This window comes from Nodosilinea sp. LEGE 06152 (genome assembly GCF_015207525.1).
Classification (GTDB): Bacteria; Cyanobacteriota; Cyanobacteriia; order Phormidesmidales; family Phormidesmidaceae; genus Nodosilinea.
Genome location: NZ_JADEWR010000007.1, coordinates 45,261 through 66,522, shown reverse-complemented (window position 1 = coordinate 66,522; position 21,262 = coordinate 45,261). Strand labels below are relative to the sequence as shown.

Sequence of the window (21,262 nt, the reverse complement as noted above, 5' to 3'; positions counted from 1 at the left end):
CCTTAATAGCTCTGCATACAACCTCTACCGTGTCTGCCGCCCAAGGGCAGCCGGTTTTCCTCTCTATCCTTTGTTTTTGCTCTGTTGCAGCCCTTATCTGGACGTCGATCAGCTTTGAACGGTAGCCACTAGGAGACTATCAGGGCCAAAGTTTAGGCTCTGAATCGCTTAGCTTCTTCCGTCTTCTCTCGCCCCCCAGCAGCTGATTCTCAGTTCCATCGTTCAACGCCCCCAGCCCACCATCCGCAGGATTTAACCCGTGACCCTTCAAACTGAACCCACTGCCAACCTTGGGGAAGACTCCCTGCCAGAGGTCAACCGCCAGATGCTGGTCATTCTCGACTTTGGCTCCCAATACTCTGAGCTGATTGCCCGCCGCATTCGCGAGACCGAGGTGTACTCAGAGGTGCTCTCCTACCGCACCACCGCCGAGCAGCTCAAGCAGCTCAACCCCAAGGGCATTATTCTCTCGGGCGGCCCCAACTCGGTCTACGACAACGGCGCACCCCACTGTGACCCAGACATCTGGGAACTCGGCATTCCGGTGCTGGGGGTGTGCTACGGCATGCAGCTGATGGTGCAGCAGCTCGGCGGCCAGGTCGACCGGGCCGAGCGGGGCGAGTACGGCAAAGCCGACCTCTTTATTGACGACCCCACCGACCTGCTCACCAACGTTGAAGAGGCCACCACCATGTGGATGAGCCACGGTGACTCGGTGACTCGCCTGCCCGATGGCTTTGAGGTGCTGGCCCACACCCACAACACCCCCTGCGCCGCCGTGGCCGACCACGCCCGCAAGCTCTACGGGGTGCAGTTTCATCCCGAGGTGGTGCACTCCAAGGGCGGCATCGCCCTGATTCGCAATTTTGTCTATCACATCTGTGAGTGCCAGCCCACCTGGACCACCGAAGCCTTTGTAGAAGATGCCATTCGCGAGGTGCGGGCGCGGGTGGGTGACAAGCGGGTGCTGCTGGCTCTCTCGGGCGGGGTAGACTCGTCAACCCTGGCCTTTTTGCTGCACCAGGCCATTGGGGATCAGCTCACCTGTATGTTCATCGATCAGGGCTTTATGCGCAAAGATGAGCCCGAGCGCCTGGTGAAGCTGTTCGCCGAGCAGTTTCACATTCCGGTGATTCACATCAAGGCGCGCGATCGCTTCCTGGCCAAAGTAGAGGGCATCACCGATCCCGAAGAGAAGCGCAAGCGCATTGGCCACGAGTTCATTCGTGTCTTTGAGGAAGAGTCGAAGCGGCTTGGCCCCTTCGACTACCTGGCCCAGGGCACCTTGTACCCCGACGTAATCGAGTCAGCCGATACCAACGTCGACCCCAAAACCGGCGAGCGGGTGGCGGTGAAGATCAAGAGCCACCACAACGTCGGCGGTCTGCCCAAAGACCTGCAGTTCAAGCTGGTGGAACCCCTGCGCAAGCTCTTCAAAGACGAAGTGCGCAAGGTGGGCCGCTCCATCGGGCTACCCGAGGAAATCGTTCGCCGTCAGCCCTTCCCCGGCCCTGGTCTGGCGATTCGCATCATCGGCGAAATCACCGAAGAGCGATTGAAAATTCTTCGCAATGCCGATTTTGTCGTCCGTGATGAAATCGCCAAACAGGGTATGTACCACGACTTTTGGCAGGCTTTTGCGGTGCTGCTGCCGGTCCGCAGCGTCGGCGTCATGGGTGACCAGCGCACCTACGCCTACCCCATTGTGCTGCGCCTGGTCAGCAGCGAAGACGGCATGACCGCCGATTGGTCACGGGTGCCATACGACCTACTAGAGACGATCTCTAACCGAATCGTCAACGAGGTGGAAGGGGTGAACCGGGTCGTTTACGATATCACCTCCAAACCGCCTGGCACAATCGAGTGGGAATAACGGAGGGTTGTAGGGGCGCAGCATGCTGCGCCCCTACCTGGAACTAGAATTTAGCCGTAGGGCAGGCTTTGCCTGCCAAGATGACGTCATTGATAGATAGCTGAGATGACCCAGGCTAAGGCTAAACTCATCACGTTTGCCGACTATCTAGCCTTTGACAATGGCTCAGATCGTCGGTACGAACTCACCTACGGAGACCTGATCGAGGTGCCGCCCGAATCTGACGAGAATGTGCTGATTTCTCGCGCCCTCGATCGCGCCCTTTCAGACCTGGTCGGTTTTCGCCGCGTTCGCACTCACCAGCTGGCAATCGAGGTGATGGGGCAGCCCAAAAACCGCTTTCCAGACCTCACCGTTCTGCAACCCGAGCACCTGGAGCAGCTCCAGAGTCTAGGCCAATCAGCTATCACCTTAGAGATGGCACCGCCCCTGCTGGTGGTCGAGGTTGTCAGCCCTGGGGTCGACAACCGCCGTCGTGACTACCTTGACAAGCGCAATCAGTACGAATGGCGCGGTATCGCAGAATATTGGATCGTAGACCCCCAGGAGCGGCGCGTCACTGTGCTGGCGATGGTAGAAGGAACCTATAGAGAATCAGTTTTCGTCGCCAAAGAGGTGCTGATCTCGCCTACTTTTCCCAACTGGTCGTTGACCGTAGACGAAATGCTGTCGCCATGACCGCTTTGGGCTTTCACCCAAAGACAAAACGGGTCAGGATAGTCCTCCCAAGACTATTCTGACCCGCTTTAGCAGTTCAAATTAAGCCCGTCGCCAGTTAGACAGCAGCTAACTCAGGCGCGGGGCGCTTGCTGTTGCGAATGCCCTCGATCGCCGCTGCATAGTCAGGCGCGTTGAACACCGCCGAACCTGCCACGATCGCGTTGGCCCCGGCTTCCAGCACTTGCCAGGTGTTGTTCACCTTGAGGCCACCGTCCACCTCAATCCAGGGGTTGAGGCCGCGCTCGTCGCACATGGTGCGCAGGGCGCGTACCTTGTCCACCATGGTGGGAATGAAGCTCTGACCGCCAAAGCCGGGGTTGACGCTCATGATCAGCACCAGGTCGCAGAGGTCGAGCACGTTCTCGATTAGCGATAGTGGGGTGCCGGGGTTGAGCACCACGCCCGCCTCTTTGCCCAGCTCCTTGATCTGGCCCAGGGTGCGGTGCAGGTGGGGTGAGGCATTGTGCTCGCAATGCACGGTGATGATGTCGGCACCAGCCTTGGCAAAGTCGGCCACATACTTCTCCGGCTCGACAATCATCAGGTGCACGTCGAGGGGCTTTTGGGTGACCGGACGAATGGCATCGACAATCAGGGGGCCGATGGTAATGTTGGGCACAAAGCGACCATCCATCACGTCTACGTGAATCCAATCAGCGCCAGCTTCGTCAACAGCTTTGATTTCTTCGCCCAGGCGGCTGAAGTCTGCCGACAAAATTGACGGGGAGATCACGACAGAATTTTTGTTGGAAGAGGTATGCGGCATGGTGGATGGTTCTCCTGTGCGTTTGTGTACATCGTAACAAAGTCTTAAAATCACTTCTCACAAAACTTGAGGAATTGCTGCAATTCCCCATCAATATATGGTGAAGCCCTGGGATCACTAGCGCGGTAGGGTGGGCACTGCCCACCATTCAACTACGCATTCGACAGCCGCGCCATCGCCTGCCCCGCCAACGCTGCGTGGGCCTCCGCCAGCAGGTGCGGAATTTTGTCGGCGTGGGGGCTGCGGCGCAGGCATTCAGACAGATCCACCTGATCCAGGTTTTCGGCCTTCTCGCCGGGGAACCAGTGACCGGCGTTGCCCAGCATGTTGTACCGGGCCTTGCCGTAGTCCTCCATATCAAAGGCGAGCAGCAAATTCCGCAGCCGCAGAATGGCAGGAATGTTGATGTTGCCGGGGGTTTGCTCAGGGCTCGGCAGGCCGATTGCCCAGGTGCGCAGCCAGTCTTCGCCCAGTACGGTTTGGGCGTGGCGGTGCAGGCGATCGCACACGGGCTTCAGGTGCACATCAGCATTCCCCAGCAATGGCAGGGTCTTAAGGTGCTCGTCAAAATCGCTGGGTCGCGCCGCCCCAATGCTGAGGGTGTGCACCTGTGAATGGCTGAGGCAAAACAGGTTGTTGAACACAATTGGGCTGAGCGGGTTGCACAGCTCCACAAGCCTAGTGGGGGGATTGTACAGATGCCCGCCTTTGTCTGACGGGCTGATAATAAACACGCCCAGGTCGTGGCGCTGGGCCAGGTTGATCGCAGGCCAGTTGTCTTGATTGATGTAGTACCAGTGCAGGTTGACGTAGTCGAACGCATCGGATGCGATCGCCTGCTGAATCACCGCCGTCGGCGCGTGGGTCGAAAAGCCAATAAAGCGCACCCGCCCCTGGCGCTGAAACTCCCGCGCCACCTCCATACAGCCGCCGGGTCGCAGGGTCCAGTCCAAAATTTCGGCGGTGTTGATGCCGTGGATGCCGAGCAGGTCAACGGTGTCGAGCTTGAGATTGTCCAGGGACTGAGTGAGGTGTTGGCGAAACTCAGTGGGGTCGGCGGTGGGGGAGACTTTGGTTTGCACAATCAGGCGGCCACGATCCAACTTCGGCAAAATCTGCCCCAGCTGAATCTCTGAGGTGCCATAGCCCCGCGCCGTCTCAATATGGTTAATGCCGACATCCAGTGCGCGGCGAATGGTGGCCTCCAAATTCTCCTGATTCTTTTGGGGAATCTGGGCCAGAGGCACGTCTTTCCAGGAGTGCTGATACCGCATGCCGCCGCAGGAGAACACGGGCATCTGAAGCTCAGTGCGACCAAAGCGTCGGTACTGCATAGGGAGGGAATTCGCAAAACGGAGGGCTATCCCCTACGGTAAGCAAGGGATTGCTCCTTGTAAAGGATGACACGCGCTCTTTCAGCCCCCTTCCACCCTAAGATTTGCCACTAGCGGTTCATTTTTGCCGTAGCCGTAGGGGGGCGCAATCACCACCGGAATTTCCTCAAAGTTTTCGACCGGCGGCGGCGATGTGGTTAGCCACTCCAGGCCAATGGCGCGCCAGGGGTTGTCGCCCGCCCGCTCTCCCCGAATCCACGAACTCACCATATTCAGAATAAACGGCAGCGTTGAGACGCCCAGCAAAAAACCGCCAATGCTGGTGATCACGTTCAAATAGGCAAACTCAGGGTCGTAGGAGGCCACCCGGCGGGGCATGCCCATCAGCCCAGCGGCATGCATCGGAAAAAAGGCCAGCGTGGTGCCCACAAACGTCAGCACAAAGTGGAGCTTGCCCAGCCCTTCGTAATACATGCGCCCGGTCATTTTGGGAAACCAGTGGTAGATCGCGGCGTAAATCGCCATCACGATCGCGCCGTAGAGCACGTAGTGAAAGTGCCCCACCACAAAGTAAGTATTGTTGACGTGAATATCCAGCGGTACCGACCCCAAAAAGATGCCGGTAATGCCTGCAAACAGCCAGTTGGCAATGCCCCCCAGAGAAAACAGCATGGGCGTAGTAAAGCGAATTTTGCCGCCCCAAATCGTCGCCACCCAGCCAAACACCTTAATGCCGCTGGGCACCGCCACCAGCATCGTCGTCACCATAAACAGCATGCGCATCCAGGGCGGGGTGGCGCTGGCATACATGTGGTGTACCCAGACAATGCCGCTAATGAAGGTAATCAACAGCGACGACACAGCAATTACCCGGTAGCCAAACAGCGGCTTGCGGGCGTGGACGGGCAGCAGTTCAGAAAAGATGCCAAAGGCGGGTAGCACCATTACATACACCGCCGGGTGAGAGTAAAACCAGAAAAAGTGCTGGTACATGATCGGGTTGCCCCCCCGATCCGGGGCAAAGAAACTGGTGCCAAAGCCCAAATCGAGCAGCAGCATAATCGCCCCTCCGGTGAGCGCTGGCAGCCCGTAGAGCTGAATCAGCTGGGCCGCCAGCACCGACCACACAAAGGCCGGCATTCTAAACCAGCCCATCCCCGGTGCCCGCATTCTAAAAATGGTGGTGACAAAGTTAATCGCCCCCATAATCGACGACACCCCCGAGATCGCCACCGCCAGCAGCCACAGCATTTGCCCATTTAGCCAAAAGCCCGTAGGGTTTTGCAGACTGACCGGTGGGTAGGCCCACCAGCCCGACTGCGACGGCCCCCCCGGCACAAAAAAGCTGCCAATCATCAGCACCCCCACCACCGGCACCATCCAGAACGAGACAGCGTTGAGGCGCGGAAAGGCCATGTCTCTGGCCCCAATCATCAGCGGTACCAGGTAGTTGCCCAGTCCCACCAGCACCGGAAACGTCCACAAAAACAGCATGATCGAGCCGTGCATGGTGAACAGCGCGTTGTAGACGGTGCGATCGATCAGGTCGGCATCGGGGGTAATCAGCTCTCCCCGCATGATCATGGCGAACAGCCCGGCGATCAGAAAAAAGATGAACGAGGTGACGATGTACTGAATGCCAATCACTTTGTGATCGGTGCTGAAGGTAAAAAACCGTTTCCAGTTGTCCGGTGCCCCAGGGTAGGGCTGGGAGGTGTTGATGCTGGCGGGGGTGACGGTGACGTCGGTCATGGGAGGGTGGATGGGTAGGCGGGTGGATGGGTGGGCGGGTAAGCAACGTAGCAACGTAGGGTGGGCACTGCCCACCAATTAACCTTGGCCAGTGTTATGGAACCTAAAACGGTTTAAGCAGGCGGGCTCTCTAGCGATCGCTTAGGGGCATAGTTCACCAATGGCGGCGCAGCCGGAGGTACGCTCCGCCATCCTTGAACGGCCCTCCCCTGGTAGGTGCTAAACTCGGCAGCGGCGGGGTTGTAGGCGGCGGTGGGGGTTTGAGTGGCGGCATCGGCGAGCCACTGCTCGTAGTCGGCGAGAGATTGCACGACGACATCGGCCTGGTTGGCGGCAAAGTAGGTGCCGCTAAACAGCGAGTCGCGCAGGCGGTAGGTGCCGGGGCGGGTAGGGGTTAGCTCCAGGTCGATGTCGTGGTTGGGCACCACATCTTGCTTGAGGCGAAAGGCAGGGACGTAGAAGCCGTGTAGCACATCGTCAGAGTGCAGGGTGAGGCGGACGCGGCGATCGCAGGGCAGGTGCAGCTCGGTACTGGTGACATTCTGGTCGGGGTAGCGAAATACCCAGGCCCACTGTTTGGCGGTTACGTCGATGGCTTCGACGGGGGCCGTGTTGAGCGCCCCTTTGATCTCTTCTTGTGGGGTGCTGTCGAAGGGGGCTGCGTAGGCCGACTGCATGAGCTGCGGCTGGGGCAGCGTAACCAGCTGCTGCGGCCCCTGGAGGGCCATTTTTTCGTAGGTGCGGTAGCTTACCGCCGACAGGGTCAACACCAGCACAATCGGCACCGCCGTCCAAACCACCTCTAGCGCGGTGCTGCCCTCGATCGGGGGGCCGTCGCTAAAGTCGTATTTGCTGGCGCGGTGAAAAACGAGCGCATAGAGAAAGGGGCCAATTACCCCCAAATAGACAAAGGTGCCCAACCCGGTAAACAGGCTAAACAAGTCGTCAATTAGCTTAGCCTCAGCAGTTGCCTCAGGCGGAAACCAGCCGTAAGACTGCTGCGCCATCCACCAGCTGGCCAGCACGGCAAAAATGGCATAGACCGCAAGCGCTAAAATCGCACGGAGTTTCATGGGTTGCGCCAGGCTGAAGAGAAATCTCAAAGAAGGCGGGCGATCGCACCGACTTGTCACAGCAATCGTTGGTTGGAGCGTAGCGCCATCGTCAACCCTACATCTCTATCAAAAGGGGTAAAGTCTGTCCTTAGGCAGATCGGGCTGCCAGTTGATCTGTAGGGGTGATCAAGAACGATTGAATTTGGCTCAGATTTATCAACCAGGGGATGAAACTTTAAACCGATACCCTGCTAAAGCAGGACAGAGTGTTGATCTATAGCAAGAGACGCTCCACAGCGATAGAAACAGATTTTTGGAAAATCTATTTTGATGCCCCTTTTGAGAGAGGAGGAACCTGTTTTATCTCGTGACCATGATAGGCAAGAAGGAGCGAATTTTTCGCTGCTCTTTCTACGTTGATCACTAGGAAGATTTCATGTTTTACCATAAGAAGCGTCTGCAATATTTCACCAAACCAGAAAAGCCCGATCCGATCTACGCCAAACAGCTGCAAGAGCTAATCGGTGGGCCTTTCGGCGAAATGTCTGTGATGATGCAGTACCTCTTTCAGGGCTGGAATTGCCGAGGCCCTGCCAAGTACAAGGATATGATGCTTGACATCGGCACTGAAGAAATTGGCCACATTGAAATGTTGGCCAATATGATTGCGCACCTGGTTGACAAGGCCCCTGCGGATATTCAAGAAAAATCTGCTCTAGACCCCATTGTGGAAGGGGTAATGGGCGGCATGAAAACCGAAGACATCATCATGGCCAGCATGAACCCCAAACACGCCATTGTAGGTGGGGGTGGTGCGCTGCCCGCCGACAGTGTGGGCTACCCTTGGAACGGCAACTACATTGTGGCCTCGGGCAACCTGATGGCCGACTTTTTCTCTAACGTGCAGGCCGAAGCCCAAGGCCGTTTGCAGGCCGTGCGTCTGTACGAAATGTCTACCGACCCCGGAGTCAAAGACACCCTGAGCTATATGATCGCCCGCGATACCATGCACCAAAATCAGTGGCTGGCTGCGATCGAAGAACTCAAAGCTGATGGGCTAGAAAGCCTGCCGGTGCCCAGCCGCTTCCCTCAGTCTCAGGAGAAGCAGGACGCCTCCTACACCTTCTGGAACCTGTCGGAAGGCACCGAAAGCCAAGAGGGTCGTTGGGCAAAAGGCCCCGCTCCCGACGGCAAAGGTGAGTTTAAGTATCTGGAAAACCCGGAAGGCCAAAGCCCCATGGGCGAAGCTCCGATTCCCAACCCCAAGCTCTACTCCACGCCTAAGCAATAGAGGTTTGGCTCAGGGGTCAGGTGCCTTTATTTAGATGACAGCTTCAGCTTCTAAGTGGACAGCAGGCCCCTGAAGTAGCACCGAAGGCACCTGACCCCTAGGACCAGGTTTTGCTTGCCACGCATCTATCTGGCTTGTAGATGCGTGGCAACACCAGATCAAGAAACGAGCATCTGTTCATAACAAACGCTTTCGTGTTTCTTTGATTCATGAAAGCGTTGCTTATAGATGGGAAGGCAATATCAACAAACAGGTTCACAACATTGAGTGATAGACTCCCATTCATAACAACCGTCTTGGTCTTCCTTGATTCCGCCAAAGCGTTACTTATGAACGGGAAGGTAAATTCAACAAACAGGTTCACAACATCAAGTAACGCCTTAACAAACTCAATAAACGCCTTGGCTTTCCTCTAGAACAGCAAGCCATTCATCGTCATCGTCTAGATAACCCCTTTGGTGTAAAGCAACCGCTTACGGGATGCCTACGCTGACTTGTCTTTGCACATGCCTGGCTGGGGGTCTTGGCGCTCGACCCTGGCTGCAAAGCGAGGGGGAATGCGAACGGGTTTGAAGCCCTGTTCGATAGAGCCCTTCATAGCCTGATTCGAATATTGCAACTCTGGAAGAGGATTGCCATAGTAGTCATAACTCTCCTCGCTAATATTGCTGCTAAAATGCGCTCGCACAAAAAGGGTTTGAGTTGGGTCAACGGTAAGCGTAGTTTCGGTCGTAAACGGCTTTTCGAACTTATGGGGGGAGTCTAAAAGCTGGCGGGTGATCAAGTCACCCTCTTCGGTGAGCACTTCCCACCAGTCGGCGTGGCGATCGCAATCCTCATCGGGGCTTTGCAGGGTGACCGTAAATTTGTATTGCCCAGCCTTTGTTTGGGTTATGTTAACTGCCAGCATCTTAGGGCCATCGATCAGCTGAAGGGTTTTGCTTTCGGCATGGTGACTTAACATCTGAGCCAAAGCGCCTGCCTTGTCAGATTCAAAAGCGGTCTTTAATGTTTTAAGGGCAGCTCCCCAATCCTCATAGAGAACCTGGTAAGGCGCGATTTCTCTCAAAACGTAGGAAGCATTGCTCCCTTCAGCGACTTGCCGCACCCGTAGCAAAAGGGAGTGGATCGTCTGAATATCGCCTAACTGCCCACTAGCSGTRGCRATGGCCCTCAACGCATCCGCTTTGGAAGATGGATTATCGATGGTCTCGGTAGCGGCTAGGGCTTTGTCTAAGCCCGCCTGGGCCGCTGCCCCATCCTCTAGTTGCCCGYAANCGGYRGCRAWSACCCTCAACGCATCCGCTTTGGAAGATGGATTATCGATGGTCTCGGTAGCGGCTAGGGCTTTGTCTAAGACCGCCTGGGCCGCTGCCCCATCCTCTAGTTGCCCGTAAGCGGTGGCAATGACCCTCAACGCATCCGCTTTGAAATATGGATTATCGATGGTCTCGGTAGCGGCTAGGGCTTTGTCTAAGACCGCCTGGGCCGCTGCCCCATCCTCTAGTTGCCCGTAAGCGGTGGCAATGTCCCTCAACGCATCCGCCTTGGAATATGGATCATTGAGGGCTTCTGCGATGACTAGCGCCCTGCTGACAAGTTCAAGCGGCTTCTGCGTTTGGGGTAGTTTGGGTGCGATTTCTGCTACAGCGTTGATTGCGCTGGCTTTACCCTGGTTGCTGCTGATGTGGTTTTCTATTACCTCAAAGCCCTTAGCCCGCTGGTTATTTCTTATGAATGCTGCCGCCACCTGAGCCGTCGCTTCATCATCAGCCCGTTTCACCAGGCGGTTTAACTGCCACTGCACCTGCTGCACCTGGCCCTGGGGCGTAAAGTTCCACCAGCCCCAAAACAACACCCCTGCAACCAAACAAGCACCTACAGTCCCTGCTAGGCCGTAGGTGCGCCGTTTGCTTAGGGCAATGAGCCGCTCTTTTTGCTTGCGCTTTGGCCCCCATACCAGGTAAGGCCGCTGCCGCTGAATTTGCCATAGCTCCTTTAAGCCCAGCAAATAGCGGGGGTTTTGCTGGTTGCCCAGCCATTCATTTACCCGCCGCTCCAGCAGTTGATTGACCTTGTCTGCCGTTGTCAGCTCCTTATTGGCCAGCCGCATGAGGGCGGGTATCAGCCGCTCGTGGGCCAGCTCGTAGCCAGTTTGGGTGCCCTTGTCTTGGGGGGTGATCAGGCGCACATCGCTGCGGGCTAGCCAGGTCACGGCATCGGCAAGGGCAGTGGGGTCAACATCACCCTTGAGTTTGGTTTCCAGCTCTGTCGGGGTGAGTACCCCCGCTCGCACCTGGCGCTCTAAGTCGGTAAGCGCCAGCAGCGTTTTTACGGCGGCTTCTCGCTGGTTGGGCAGCACCCTAGCATCTAGAGTGCGTTCTAAAAAGCGGGTGAGTAGCCCTTCTACGCCACCAAACTTTTGAAACGCTTCTCGATTGAAGGCGCGCAGGTCGTCGCTTTTTTGGCGTTCAATCATCCAGGCCAAAATTTGCAGGTCTACGGGCGAAATGGTGCCGTCTTCCTGGCTAGCCAGTTCCTGGGTGGCTAAATCTTCTACAAAGCGGGGGTCAAACTCCAGGTTTTCGGTCTGGGCAATCACGCCGAGAATTTTGGCCGCTTCTTCAGGAGAAAATTTTTCGAGCTTGGTCAGGTCTTGGGGGCCAAGGTTGTACTTTAGGGCGGTGTGCAAAGCATATAGCTCGTGCAGCAAGTCGGCTCGCACCGAAACCAGCACCTTGACGCAGTCTAGAGCCGAGGTGCTGTACCAGGTAGTCAGCGCTTGGACAAAGGTTTCGCGGTCTTCTTTGCGCTTGTAGTGCACAAAGAACTGCTCAAACTGGTCGCACAGCAGCACAATCGGTTTGCCCGCGTTATTCACCGCCTGGTGGAGCAGTTCTTCAAAGGGTAAGCCCATCCATTCCAGCGGAATTTCGAGCTGGTCGGCGAGGGCTTTACGAATGGTCGCTAGTGGGTCTTGGTCTGAGAAGCGCACCAAAATACCCCGGTGGCTACAGGCTTCCTCTTGTAGCTTGGGCCACAGCCCCGCCTGCAAAAAGGACGTTTTGCCGCAGCCACTCTCCCCCATCAAAATGCCAAATTTGTAGTCGGGGCTGGTGATGGTTTCCAAACACTCCCACAGGCTGTTTTGGCGCTGGAGTTGGGCAAAAATTTCCACATCCTCTGGGCCAAAGGGGCGCAACCCTTTAATGGCCTTGCGCTCTTTGGTATCGGCAGCAGCTTCGCGGTCTGGAGGGGGGCGCTTAACCAGTGCCACCACAAACGCGCCTAGCAGAAACAACACTACTGCTGTCCACAGACTAATCCATAGGGCATTAGGGGTCGCATCTCCAGGCCACAGGTTCTCGATAAGACCTTTGAAAACGCTACCTAAGAGCGCCAGCACCACCCCACCCAGCACCAGCAACTTAAACCAATCATTGCGCTGAAACAGGGCCACCACCCAGACAATAAACTCAGCCACAGCATCGGTGGTTTGTTTGATCAGCTCCAAAAACGACGGGCCTGATGACATGGGTACTGAAGGTGACGACTCGCAAGTAACCTAACTATAGAGTTGACCACCCATTAAGCCCAAGATTTTCCAGAAAAATACGGGTATCTGTTTGTAATCCTTAAATTCTCTTATAAAGGAATCCAGTCTAAAGAATCTCGTTATTCTTCGGCTTTTTCACTCAATGGGTGCCTCAATCGTCTTGACGGTCTTGGGCAGCAGGAACGACAGGCCTAGACAGAGTAGACAGAGCGCCAAAATTACCAGCAGCGTGCTCTGCATGGCCTCGATCGCAGCCGTCTGCAAAATGCCGTTGAGGGCGGGCTGAACTGAGTCGGGGAGTTGGGTAAATAGATCACGACGATCGCTGCGCCGCAGGGTTTGAATCGCCACCTGGAGCGATCGCACCGCATTGCGCCGCACCGCTGGGTCTACCGATTGGCCAAGCTCGGCCACAATGCCATCGACAATTTTGTACGAGGCCGAACTCACCAGCAGCGTGCCCAAAATACCCCGCCCCAAAGAAGCCCCCAGGTTTTGAAACGGGCGGTACACCCCTCGGGCCTCAACCTTTTGGTCTTTGAGTGTATCGGCAAAGGTGAGGGAGGTAATGTAGGTAGTGAACAGCCCTGTGCCCGCGCCCATGATTACCAGGGCAGGCAGCAACCTCAGGGAAGACACCGGAGGGCGAACGGCCGTCACCAGCATGGCAATGCCCACACTCTTAACCAACAGCCCCGCCTGGAGCAGGTAGCGGGGCGGAACCTGGGGCCGCTGCTTGACCAGCATCAGCAGCACCGCCAGCTGGGCAATGGTAAAGGGCATCACCGCGATCGCAGTCTGCACCGGGTTTAGCCCCACCACGGTTGGAATAAATTGAAACAGGTTGAACTGCACCCCCACCGTGGTCATGGTGTGCAGGGTGCCAATGGTGAGCCCCAGGGTATAAATGCGCCGGTTAAACACCCCCAGGCGCAGCAGGGATGGTTCGCCCTGGCGCAGCCTGGCCCGTTCCCAGAACACCAAGATCCCCAGGCAGATCAGCCCCGCCGCGATTAGCACTGGGGCGACGGAAATGCCCAAGGGGGTCAGCGCAACGTTCAGGATTTGGGACCGACCCCTGGGCTGCCACCAGCCTAGCTCTGAGGCAAGGCTCAGCCCAACTAGCGTAAACCCAAACCCCGCTACCGACAGCAGCCCCCCCAGCCAGTCGATGGACCGAGTCTGGGCCGGGGCGGGCACCGCAATCGAGCGCACCAGCCACCAAATAATCGGAATCAACCCCAGCTCAAAGGCAAAGGCCCAGCGCCAGCTAAAGTCAAAGGCCATTACCCCGCCAGTGATGGAGCCGACCAAGGCACCGAGCACACCTGCGATCGCCAAAGCTACCAGCCCATACCGCTGAGTCAATTCGCTGGGATAGAGAACGTCCATCATGGCCACCGGGGCGCTCATCAACACCGCTCCAGCGATCCCAGTGCACCCTGCCAGCCCCAGGGTAAACAGCCCAACATCAGGGCTGAGAATAATTACGATCAGGCCCAGGGCAAAGAACCCCAGGGCGATCGCCAGCACCCGACGCCGCCCCAGTCGTCGGCTCAGGTTTTCTGCCGTGGGGGTAAATGAGGCCGTCACCAGCGACATCAGCACCAGGGCCGACTGCACGTAGCCCACGCTAGAGTTAAACTCCCGCACCAGGGGCGGCATAATCGGCTGCACCACACCGATGGTGTACGACAGCATAAACAGAATCAGGCACAGCCCCAGCGGTTGGCCCCAGGTTGCTAAAATTGGCTGCCGCAGGGCTGGTGGAGTGACCATCTGCATCTAGAGGGGTTAGGAACCGTTGGTTTCTGGCTTGATATCTGGCCTAGACTCTCTTGGCCGGGAGTCTGCCAAGGGCGGCTGACCGTGGGTGCCCTGCACCACAAATGGGGGAGCCTTGTAATCGTCGGGCAGGTAGTTGGCGGGGAGGGTAGAGTGGTTGCCGTCGCGCAGGGCCGAGAAGGTGGGCGACAAAATTTCAATGTCGGCGGCGTTGCAGTGGTCCTGAATGTTTTGGTGCAGCCGGGAGTAAATATCGGGCATTTTGGCGGGTGAGGCCGTGTAGGCATTGAGTTCGTAGCTGACGTTGAAATCGTTGAGGGCGGTTTGCAGCACAAAGGGGGCGGGCGCGATCGCAATATCAGCCGTGGCCCTCGCCGCCTCAATCAGCACCTCATGTACCTTGCGCCAGGGCAGGTCGTAGCCCAGGGTAACGGTGGTGTAGAGCAGCAAAAACCCTTGAGACTCGCGGCAGATGGCGCTGTAGTTGATCACGTTGCTGTTCAGCACCGACGCATTGGGAATGGTGACCGTCTCTTGCTTAGGGGTGAGCACCCGAGTCACAAACAGCGACTTGTCTTGCACCTCGCCCACAATATCGTTAATGCGAATAAAATCTCTGAGCTGAAAGGCGCGGGTGTAGATCAAAATAATCCCCGACAGGGCGTTGGCCACCGCCGAGGATGACCCCAACGTCAGCAGCGCCCCCAAAAAGATCGAAATGCCCTGGAATGCGGGGGAGCCAAACCCCGGCAGGTAAGGCCCCGCGATCACCATAGCGATCGCCACGATCAGCAGCGTTGCCAGCCGAATCGTGGGCTGAACCCACTCGGGGTAAAACCAGGGGTAAACATCGTGACGGCCCAGCTCGATAATCACCTGCCGGGCAAACTCAATTACGTAGTAGGTAACCAGACCAATCACGCCAATCATCGCCAGCTCGGGCAGGTAGGCGACAAACCCTTGAGCCAGCAGGCTGAGGCGAAAGGCCATGTCTTGCAGCAGACTGTCGCCAAACTCTGCCGTAGCCGGAAACTGGCTCAGCACGAAGGGCACGTACAGGTATAGCGCCAGCAAAATTAGGCCTGGGCGCAGCAGGCGCACTAGCCCGCCGAGCAGGTAGCTGGTGGCCCCAGACCCCAAAACCTGCACCGACTGAATCCGGATAGCCAGGGTATTGGCGTTTCGCCGCCGCCGAATGTAGGTCAGCAGCCTGGAGCTGCCAAACAAAATTCCCCTCAGCACCAGAAACACCACGATGGTGCTGAGCAGGGTCATGCTCACGCTGGTGACAATGCGCCGCAGACTGCGCTGCTCGCGGTAGTGCATCACCCCCTGCTGAATTCGCGCTACGGCCTCGGCGGCCAGCTCGGGGTGGGAGCTACCATAGGACTCAGCATCTTCCTGGCGCACGGTGAACAGTACGGTATCGCCCGCCAGCACCACACTTTGGTTTTCTTCAGTCTCAGCGCGAATGGCGTCTGGGGCAAGGTCGGAGTCGGTGGCGATCGCCTTCACCCGCTGGGTAATAATCGCGGCGCGCTCTGCAGCTGAGGTGACCCCCGCAATCCCCTGCCTAACGTAGAAAAGCGGCACCCCATCCAGCACCACTGGAAAGCCATCGACCACGTTGCCGACCGCCGCCTCTGAAGACGCTGGGCTAGCGTTCTCGACTCCAGCGTCTACCTCAGCCCGCTCCACCTCAGCGCTCTCTGAGGCCGGGGTTGATAGCTCCCCAGTGGCTAAGGTTGGCGGCACTATCACCAGCAGCACCATCGCTAGGCCCAGCAGCAGCCCGTGCCTAAGCCGTCGCCCCCGAATGCGCCAATCTGCTAAAAAAACCATAGCGCTAACTGCTAGCTGGTTGTAGAAAACCAAACCCTTCCCCAGGCTGGGCTGGGTATAAGCAGTGTATGACGGCTGAGTGCTGGGCCTACAAAATCATCTATTTCCTTAAAAAACGGGCGATCGCGCCCAAAGGCGATCGCCTTTGCCAACTCTGTCACCCTTGAGCACAAAAATAGCCGAGGGCTACGATTCCGCTGAGCCCTCGGCTATTTTTAAACTAGAATTTGCCGTCTCTACAGCTTGCGTACGCTGGCCTGGCCATCTTTGACTTCGCCCACCAGCACCTCGGTGGCCACGCCGACAAACAGGCCATTGTCGAGCACGCCGGGGATGTTGTTGATAGTTTTCTCTAACCCGGCGGGGTCATCGATCGCATCAAATTTCACATCCAAAATCATGTTGCCCTGGTCGGTGATAACAGGACCGTCTTTCTTAATGCCCATGCGTAGATCGGGCTTGCCGCCCAGGGCTTCCAGCGCTTTAGTAACGGGGGTAACGGCCAGGGGCATCACTTCCACCGGCAGGGCAAAGGTAGTGCCTAGCTTGTCCACCAGCTTCGAGCTATCCACCACCACGATAAATTCTTTGGCAAGGGAGTCTACAATCTTTTCGCGGGTGTGGGCCGCACCGCCACCCTTGACCAGGTTCATTTGGGGGTCAACTTCGTCAGCCCCGTCAATGGCCAGGGCGATGTCGTCAACTTCATCTAGCGTCGTTAAAGGAATACCGTACTGCTTAGCCAGCACCGACGCCTGAAAGGAGGTAGGCACGCCCTTGATATTGCTGATTTCGCCAGCTGCCAGCCGCTCGCCAATGAACTGAATGGCAAAGGCCGTAGTCGATCCGGTGCCCAGACCCACCACAGTGTTCGACTGCACCCGCGCCGCCGCCTGGCGACCCACTTCCTGCTTCATCAACTTGACAGGATCCATCTCAGCCATAGCTCTGTTTTCTCCATAAGCACTGCGTTTTCGGTCTCTAGCATGACCTAAAGCGGTGCGGCTGCATAGGGTTAGATGGCAGCACCACAGGGATAACTAACCAGGCTATTTTGGTAGCCTGTCTAGGCCGTTGAGAATGAGGTCAAGCCCAAACTCAAAGTCATGCAGGCCGTCATAGTCTCCCTGGATGACCTGGTGCGTGAGCTGATTCATATAGGGATATTGATCGGCAGGGATCTGCGAGAGGTAGTCTGCGGCTATCTCCGAATAGTCTGAGGCCTCAATGGGAAAGTTGAGTTCCTGAAGCGTAAACCCATAGATATGGCTATCGATGGCATTCCACGCATGGTCGGCCATTTCAAAGGAAAAACCGGCCTCTCGTAGGCAGCCGAGGGTTGAATCGACGTAGCGCAGCATCGCTGGCCCTACATTGATCCGCGACACCAGCGGCATCGTAGCCCAGGGATGCCGCAGCAGAACTGCGTGGGCAGAAATTGCCCGCCGCCGCATGGCCAGCTTCCAATCAGCGCCGGGTTTGGGCACTTCTATTTCACTCACTACGCTGTCGACAATGCCATCGATTAAATCGTCTCTATTGGCAATGTGGTTGTACAGCGACATGGCCTTAACGCCCAGAGCCTGAGCCAGCTTTCGCATGGAGAGGGCTTCAAGCCCGCCTTCATCAGCCAAATGGAGCGCAGTCTGCAATATCCGTTCTCTACTCAAGGGAAGGCGTTCGGGCTTGTTTGAGCGGTTTTCCTTGGCCATTCTTGTCGTCTTGTCTTGCAGCGGAACAGCTCAAAACCAGGCTCAGTGCCGAAGGTTTTGTTGTTCACAGGCTATTCTTACATACGCTGTAAGTCTGTGCTAAGCTTACGGCGTAAGTTTGGCGGAGAAGTTATTCAATGAAAGCGATCGCCCAGACCGAATATGGTCCGCCAGACGTGTTGAGGCTCACCGAGGTCGATCGGCCCGTGGTTCGCGATGACACTGTGCTGGTGCGAGTGCGGGCAACATCTGTCAATGCGGGCGACTGGCATTTGATGCGGGGCCGTCCGCTGATTGCCCGTCTGATGATGGGGGGACTTTTGAAGCCAAAAATTAAAGTGATTGGGTTTGATGTGGCGGGGACGGTTGAAGCCGTCGGCAAAAATGTGGCGGGCTTTCAAGCTGGTGATGCAGTGTTTGGAGATCTGTCGGAGTGTGGGTTTGGGGCTTTTGCTGAGTATGCTGCTGCAACAGAAGCCGCTTTGAGCTTAAAGCCCGCCAATCTAACCTTCGAGGAGGCCGCTGCGGTTCCGGGCGCTGCGCTTACGGCCCTACAAGCCCTACGCGATACGGGCAACGTTCAGCCGGGGCAGCAGGTGCTAATCAACGGCGCTGCCGGGGGCGTTGGCTCGTTTGCGGTGCAAATTGCGAAGGCTTCTGGTGCTAACGTAACCGCCGTGTGCAGTCGTTCAAAAATGGAGCGCATCAGGTCACTGGGCGCAGACTGTGTGATCGATTACGACCAAGTAGATTTTGCGCAGAAAGAGGCCTACGACTTAATTGTTGATGGGGCGGCCTATCGTCCAGTGTTCGACTATTTGCCGGTCTTAAAATCGGGAGGTACCTACGTTTTGGTCGGGGGTGCGATCGCCCGATTGTTCCAGGTGATGATTTTAGGATCGCTAATCTCAAAGATAAGTGGTCGCACGGTGAAATCCTTCATGGCTAAGCCCCATTCAACAGACTTAGCCACCCTGAGAGAACTGATTGAGGCGGGCAAAATTGTGCCGCTGATTGACAGTCTTTACGACCTGGCAGACGTTCCCGCTGCCATTCACCGCCTTGAGCAGCGGCAGGTGGTTGGAAAATCTGTCATTCGGGTTTGATGCCAAATCCTAATTGCCTACCCCCAATTGGTCGAGGGCAAACAACCGTTTGCCCCTGCGAGAGACGCTGCAGTTTTGATTCATCCCTGTATCCAGCAACGTCGGCAATGGCTATACGCCAGTTCGCTGTCCCAGCGGCTACAGGCAGTAGTACTGTCCTAGGCAAACTGGGCCAGCGCTATAGTTGTAGAACGCGTTATGCATAGGCTGCGCCTACCCGCCCCAGGCCAACGCTTCTAACATGGTTTCCTCTGTGCCCCAACCCCCGACATTACTCAGCAGCCTGTCTTCTACCCTCAGCCAGGCGGGGTACCAGCGCTTTTGGTACTGGCGGGGCTGGCGCATTCGCTACTGGTTTCACCCCGGACCGCCGGAGGCAAACCTACCGCCGCTGCTGCTGATTCACGGGTTTGGGGCCAACTTGAACCAGTGGCGACACAATTTGCCTGCCCTCAGCCGGGTAGCTCCGGTCTATGCCATCGACCTGCTAGGCTTTGGCGATTCTGAGAAGGCGGCGACCCTCTATGGTGCAGAACTTTGGGCGGCTCAGGTGGCCGATTTCATTCAGGGTGTCATTGGTCAGCCGGTGGCGCTGGTCGGGCATTCCCTGGGGGCGCTGGTGGCGATGACGGTAGCCCACAACCACGACAATTGGGTAAAGCAGCTGGCGCTGATTACGCTGCCGCTGGAGGGCAACCGCGAAGATTTGGTGGCGGGCTGGATAGCGGCCCTGTCGCTGCGGGTCGAAAGCCTGGTGGCCAACCCGCTGATGATGCGATCGCTCTTTGCCCTCATCCGCCGCCCCGGCTTTCTGCGTCGAGCGCTGGCGGGTATCTACACCGTGGCCGATCGTGTCGACGACGATCTGGTGAACCTGTTTGTGCTACCCACAGGCGATCGCGGCGCGACCCGTACCCTCTGCTACCTGGTGCGATCGCGCACGACACTCAGCTTTAGCCCCTCGGTCAAAGACATGCTGGCCACGCTAGCGGTGCCTACTCTGCTGCTGTGGGGCGACCAAGACCGCGTGGTGCCCGTCGCTCAGTCGCAGGGGCTAGTCGATCTCAGCCCGTTGCTGAGCCTTGAGGTGCTGCCAGGGGTGGGCCACTGCCTCTACGACGAAACCGACGCCGACTTTAACCAGCGCCTGCTGGCCTGGCTTAGGAAGAGCTAGTCGCCTGCTGTGCCCCAAGATGACGGGCTGGTGAGGTGTACGGTTCGAGGTGTATGGTTCAATATCTGCCTTGAACCATACACCTCGAACCCTGAACCTGCTTAGGGCAGCGACACTGGCCCCGCCGGACGGCCCTTCTGCCCCTGGCTCAGCGATCGCTTGGTGCGCCACTTGCGAATTGCCTGGGCCTCGCGCTGAATGGGGGTGAGATAGGCGTCGGGGTTGAGCACAACCGGATCGCCATTGGCGGCATAGGTGGGGCGATCGCGGGTGTTCATACAGCCCGCCAGGGCCTCCAGGTGGGGCTCTAGCTCCAGGGCGCGCTCTAGCTCGTCAACGGTGGTATAGCGATCGCGGGCATCGGGCATGAGCATTTTGTCGATCACCATGGTCAGGTGAGGGCTCACGGTGGCGGTGTGATGCCAGCGAATAGCGCCCGTATGGGGATCTTGGTCAAACTCGATCGGGGTGCGGGCGGTCAGCAGGTAGAGGCTGGTAATGCCCAGGGCGTAGATGTCGCTGGCGTAGCAGGGGCGCAGGGCGAGCTGCTCGGGTGGGGCAAAGCCGGGGGTGCCCACAAACTGGGTTGCCGGAGCCTGCTGCGAGACCTGCTCTTCAACATCGGAGAGAAACTCGCGCACGGCCCCAAAGTCGATTAGCACCAGGCGGCGATCGCGCCCGCTGCGAATGATGTTGGGGGGTTTAATGTCGCGGTGAATGATGCGGTTGCGGTGGATGAAGCGCACCACCGGAATAATTTCGCGCAGAAAATACTTCACCTGGGCCTCAGTCAGCCGCCCCTGTCGACGCACCTCCTGGGCCAGGGTTTCGCCGTGGATGTAGTCTTGCACCAGGTAAAACTCGCCCCCGGTGGTGAAGTAGTCAAGCAGCTGCGGAATTTGCGAGTGGCTGCCCAGGTTGGCTAGCGCCCTGGCCTCGCGGCGAAACCGCACCTTGGCCCGCTCCAGCGACAGCTCGCTGCCGGCCTTGGGGCAGAGCTGCTTGATCACGCAGTAGGGCTCACCCGGCAGGGTCGCGTTTTGGGCCAGATAGGTGACTCCAAAGCCCCCCTGACCCAGTTTCTTGAGCACGCGATAGCGATCGCGAAACAGCCGATGGGACTGGTAGTAGTGGCGAATTTCAGAGTTGGCTGCGCGGTCTAAGGATTGTCCTGGTGGATTAGCCATAGTGTGTGTTCCTGGCCTCAAGCGAGGGGAAGATGCCTGTTTCCCAGTTTGATCAGTAGCCTATTGGGTGCTAGGCCCGACTGCGGTATAGAAATACATAGGAACTCAA

The 21,262-nt window shown here is 57.4% G+C and carries 15 protein-coding genes; 5 read left to right on the top strand and 10 right to left on the bottom strand.

Annotated features, from left to right (window positions below):
• Positions 1-325: 325 nt before the first annotated feature.
• Positions 326-1,873 (top strand): glutamine-hydrolyzing GMP synthase, encoded by a 1,548-nt coding sequence (gene guaA, locus IQ265_RS11355; RefSeq protein WP_194053902.1) that lies wholly within the window; start codon positions 326-328, stop codon positions 1,871-1,873.
• 105 nt (positions 1,874-1,978) lie between these two features.
• Positions 1,979-2,551 carry a Uma2 family endonuclease gene (locus IQ265_RS11350; protein ID WP_194053513.1) on the top strand — a complete coding sequence of 191 codons (573 nt, stop codon included), beginning with the start codon at positions 1,979-1,981 and terminating at the stop codon, positions 2,549-2,551.
• 97 nt (positions 2,552-2,648) lie between these two features.
• On the opposite strand, the gene rpe is transcribed toward IQ265_RS11350, so the two are convergent.
• The 4 genes from rpe to IQ265_RS11330 form a co-directional block, all read right to left on the bottom strand.
• Positions 2,649-3,359, bottom strand: coding sequence for a ribulose-phosphate 3-epimerase (rpe, locus tag IQ265_RS11345; RefSeq protein ID WP_194053511.1), 711 nt, complete (start codon positions 3,357-3,359; stop codon positions 2,649-2,651).
• A 152-nt stretch (positions 3,360-3,511) separates the two neighbouring features.
• Positions 3,512-4,693, bottom strand: a complete 1,182-nt coding sequence (locus IQ265_RS11340) for an aldo/keto reductase (protein WP_194053510.1) — start codon at positions 4,691-4,693, stop codon at positions 3,512-3,514.
• Between the two features lie 81 nt (positions 4,694-4,774).
• On the bottom strand, positions 4,775-6,445 hold the full coding sequence (gene ctaD / locus IQ265_RS11335; RefSeq protein WP_194053508.1) for a cytochrome c oxidase subunit I: 1,671 nt from the start codon (positions 6,443-6,445) through the stop codon (positions 4,775-4,777).
• A gap of 113 nt (positions 6,446-6,558) precedes the next feature.
• The gene (locus tag IQ265_RS11330; RefSeq protein ID WP_194053506.1) at positions 6,559-7,518 is read right to left on the bottom strand and encodes a cytochrome c oxidase subunit II; all 960 of its coding nucleotides are present in this window, start codon (positions 7,516-7,518) and stop codon (positions 6,559-6,561) included.
• A 418-nt stretch (positions 7,519-7,936) separates the two neighbouring features.
• Here IQ265_RS11330 and IQ265_RS11325 point away from each other — a divergent pair, with 418 nt between their 5' ends.
• The gene (locus IQ265_RS11325; RefSeq protein ID WP_194053504.1) at positions 7,937-8,791 is read left to right on the top strand and encodes a manganese catalase family protein; all 855 of its coding nucleotides are present in this window, start codon (positions 7,937-7,939) and stop codon (positions 8,789-8,791) included.
• Between the two features lie 484 nt (positions 8,792-9,275).
• On the opposite strand, the gene IQ265_RS30665 is transcribed toward IQ265_RS11325, so the two are convergent.
• From IQ265_RS30665 to IQ265_RS11300, 5 genes are all read right to left on the bottom strand, one after another.
• Positions 9,276-12,326, bottom strand: coding sequence for an ATP-binding protein (locus IQ265_RS30665; protein WP_194053502.1), 3,051 nt, complete (start codon positions 12,324-12,326; stop codon positions 9,276-9,278).
• 156 nt (positions 12,327-12,482) lie between these two features.
• The gene (locus tag IQ265_RS11315; protein WP_194053500.1) at positions 12,483-14,126 is read right to left on the bottom strand and encodes an MFS transporter; all 1,644 of its coding nucleotides are present in this window, start codon (positions 14,124-14,126) and stop codon (positions 12,483-12,485) included.
• Between the two features lie 15 nt (positions 14,127-14,141).
• Positions 14,142-15,974, bottom strand: coding sequence for a mechanosensitive ion channel family protein (locus IQ265_RS11310; protein WP_228037808.1), 1,833 nt, complete (start codon positions 15,972-15,974; stop codon positions 14,142-14,144).
• Positions 15,975-16,210: 236 nt separating this feature from the next.
• Entirely contained in the window at positions 16,211-16,918 is a 708-nt protein-coding gene (gene rpiA, locus IQ265_RS11305; RefSeq protein ID WP_194053499.1) for a ribose-5-phosphate isomerase RpiA, read from the bottom strand.
• A gap of 105 nt (positions 16,919-17,023) precedes the next feature.
• Positions 17,024-17,686, bottom strand: a complete 663-nt coding sequence (locus IQ265_RS11300; RefSeq protein ID WP_194053496.1) for a TetR/AcrR family transcriptional regulator — start codon at positions 17,684-17,686, stop codon at positions 17,024-17,026.
• A 137-nt stretch (positions 17,687-17,823) separates the two neighbouring features.
• Between IQ265_RS11300 and IQ265_RS11295 the strand changes: the two genes are divergently transcribed.
• A complete protein-coding gene (locus IQ265_RS11295; RefSeq protein WP_194053494.1) occupies positions 17,824-18,792 on the top strand; it encodes an NAD(P)-dependent alcohol dehydrogenase in 969 nt (322 codons plus the stop codon).
• A 241-nt stretch (positions 18,793-19,033) separates the two neighbouring features.
• Complete coding sequence (locus IQ265_RS11290; RefSeq protein WP_228037807.1) at positions 19,034-19,966, top strand: alpha/beta fold hydrolase; 933 nt, start codon at positions 19,034-19,036, stop codon at positions 19,964-19,966.
• Positions 19,967-20,067: 101 nt separating this feature from the next.
• On the opposite strand, the gene IQ265_RS11285 is transcribed toward IQ265_RS11290, so the two are convergent.
• Positions 20,068-21,153, bottom strand: a complete 1,086-nt coding sequence (locus IQ265_RS11285; RefSeq protein ID WP_194053492.1) for a serine/threonine-protein kinase — start codon at positions 21,151-21,153, stop codon at positions 20,068-20,070.
• Positions 21,154-21,262: the final 109 nt, after the last annotated feature.

What these genes read in the sequence shown, in the direction of transcription:
- IQ265_RS11300 (WP_194053496.1), bottom strand. Translation starts at nt 17,686, where the DNA reads ATGGCCAAGGAAAACCGCTCAAACAAGCCCGAACGCCTTCCCTTGAGT.
- IQ265_RS11330 (WP_194053506.1), bottom strand. Translation starts at nt 7,518, where the DNA reads ATGAAACTCCGTGCGATTTTAGCGCTTGCGGTCTATGCCATTTTTGCC.
- IQ265_RS11350 (WP_194053513.1), top strand. Translation starts at nt 1,979, where the DNA reads ATGACCCAGGCTAAGGCTAAACTCATCACGTTTGCCGACTATCTAGCC.
- IQ265_RS11290 (WP_228037807.1), top strand. Translation starts at nt 19,034, where the DNA reads ATGGTTTCCTCTGTGCCCCAACCCCCGACATTACTCAGCAGCCTGTCT.
- rpe (WP_194053511.1), bottom strand. Translation starts at nt 3,359, where the DNA reads ATGCCGCATACCTCTTCCAACAAAAATTCTGTCGTGATCTCCCCGTCA.
- IQ265_RS11325 (WP_194053504.1), top strand. Translation starts at nt 7,937, where the DNA reads ATGTTTTACCATAAGAAGCGTCTGCAATATTTCACCAAACCAGAAAAG.
- IQ265_RS11295 (WP_194053494.1), top strand. Translation starts at nt 17,824, where the DNA reads ATGAAAGCGATCGCCCAGACCGAATATGGTCCGCCAGACGTGTTGAGG.
- IQ265_RS11315 (WP_194053500.1), bottom strand. Translation starts at nt 14,126, where the DNA reads ATGGTCACTCCACCAGCCCTGCGGCAGCCAATTTTAGCAACCTGGGGC.
- IQ265_RS11285 (WP_194053492.1), bottom strand. Translation starts at nt 21,153, where the DNA reads ATGGCTAATCCACCAGGACAATCCTTAGACCGCGCAGCCAACTCTGAA.
- IQ265_RS11340 (WP_194053510.1), bottom strand. Translation starts at nt 4,693, where the DNA reads ATGCAGTACCGACGCTTTGGTCGCACTGAGCTTCAGATGCCCGTGTTC.
- ctaD (WP_194053508.1), bottom strand. Translation starts at nt 6,445, where the DNA reads ATGACCGACGTCACCGTCACCCCCGCCAGCATCAACACCTCCCAGCCC.
- IQ265_RS11310 (WP_228037808.1), bottom strand. Translation starts at nt 15,974, where the DNA reads ATGGTTTTTTTAGCAGATTGGCGCATTCGGGGGCGACGGCTTAGGCAC.
- rpiA (WP_194053499.1), bottom strand. Translation starts at nt 16,918, where the DNA reads ATGGCTGAGATGGATCCTGTCAAGTTGATGAAGCAGGAAGTGGGTCGC.
- guaA (WP_194053902.1), top strand. Translation starts at nt 326, where the DNA reads ATGCTGGTCATTCTCGACTTTGGCTCCCAATACTCTGAGCTGATTGCC.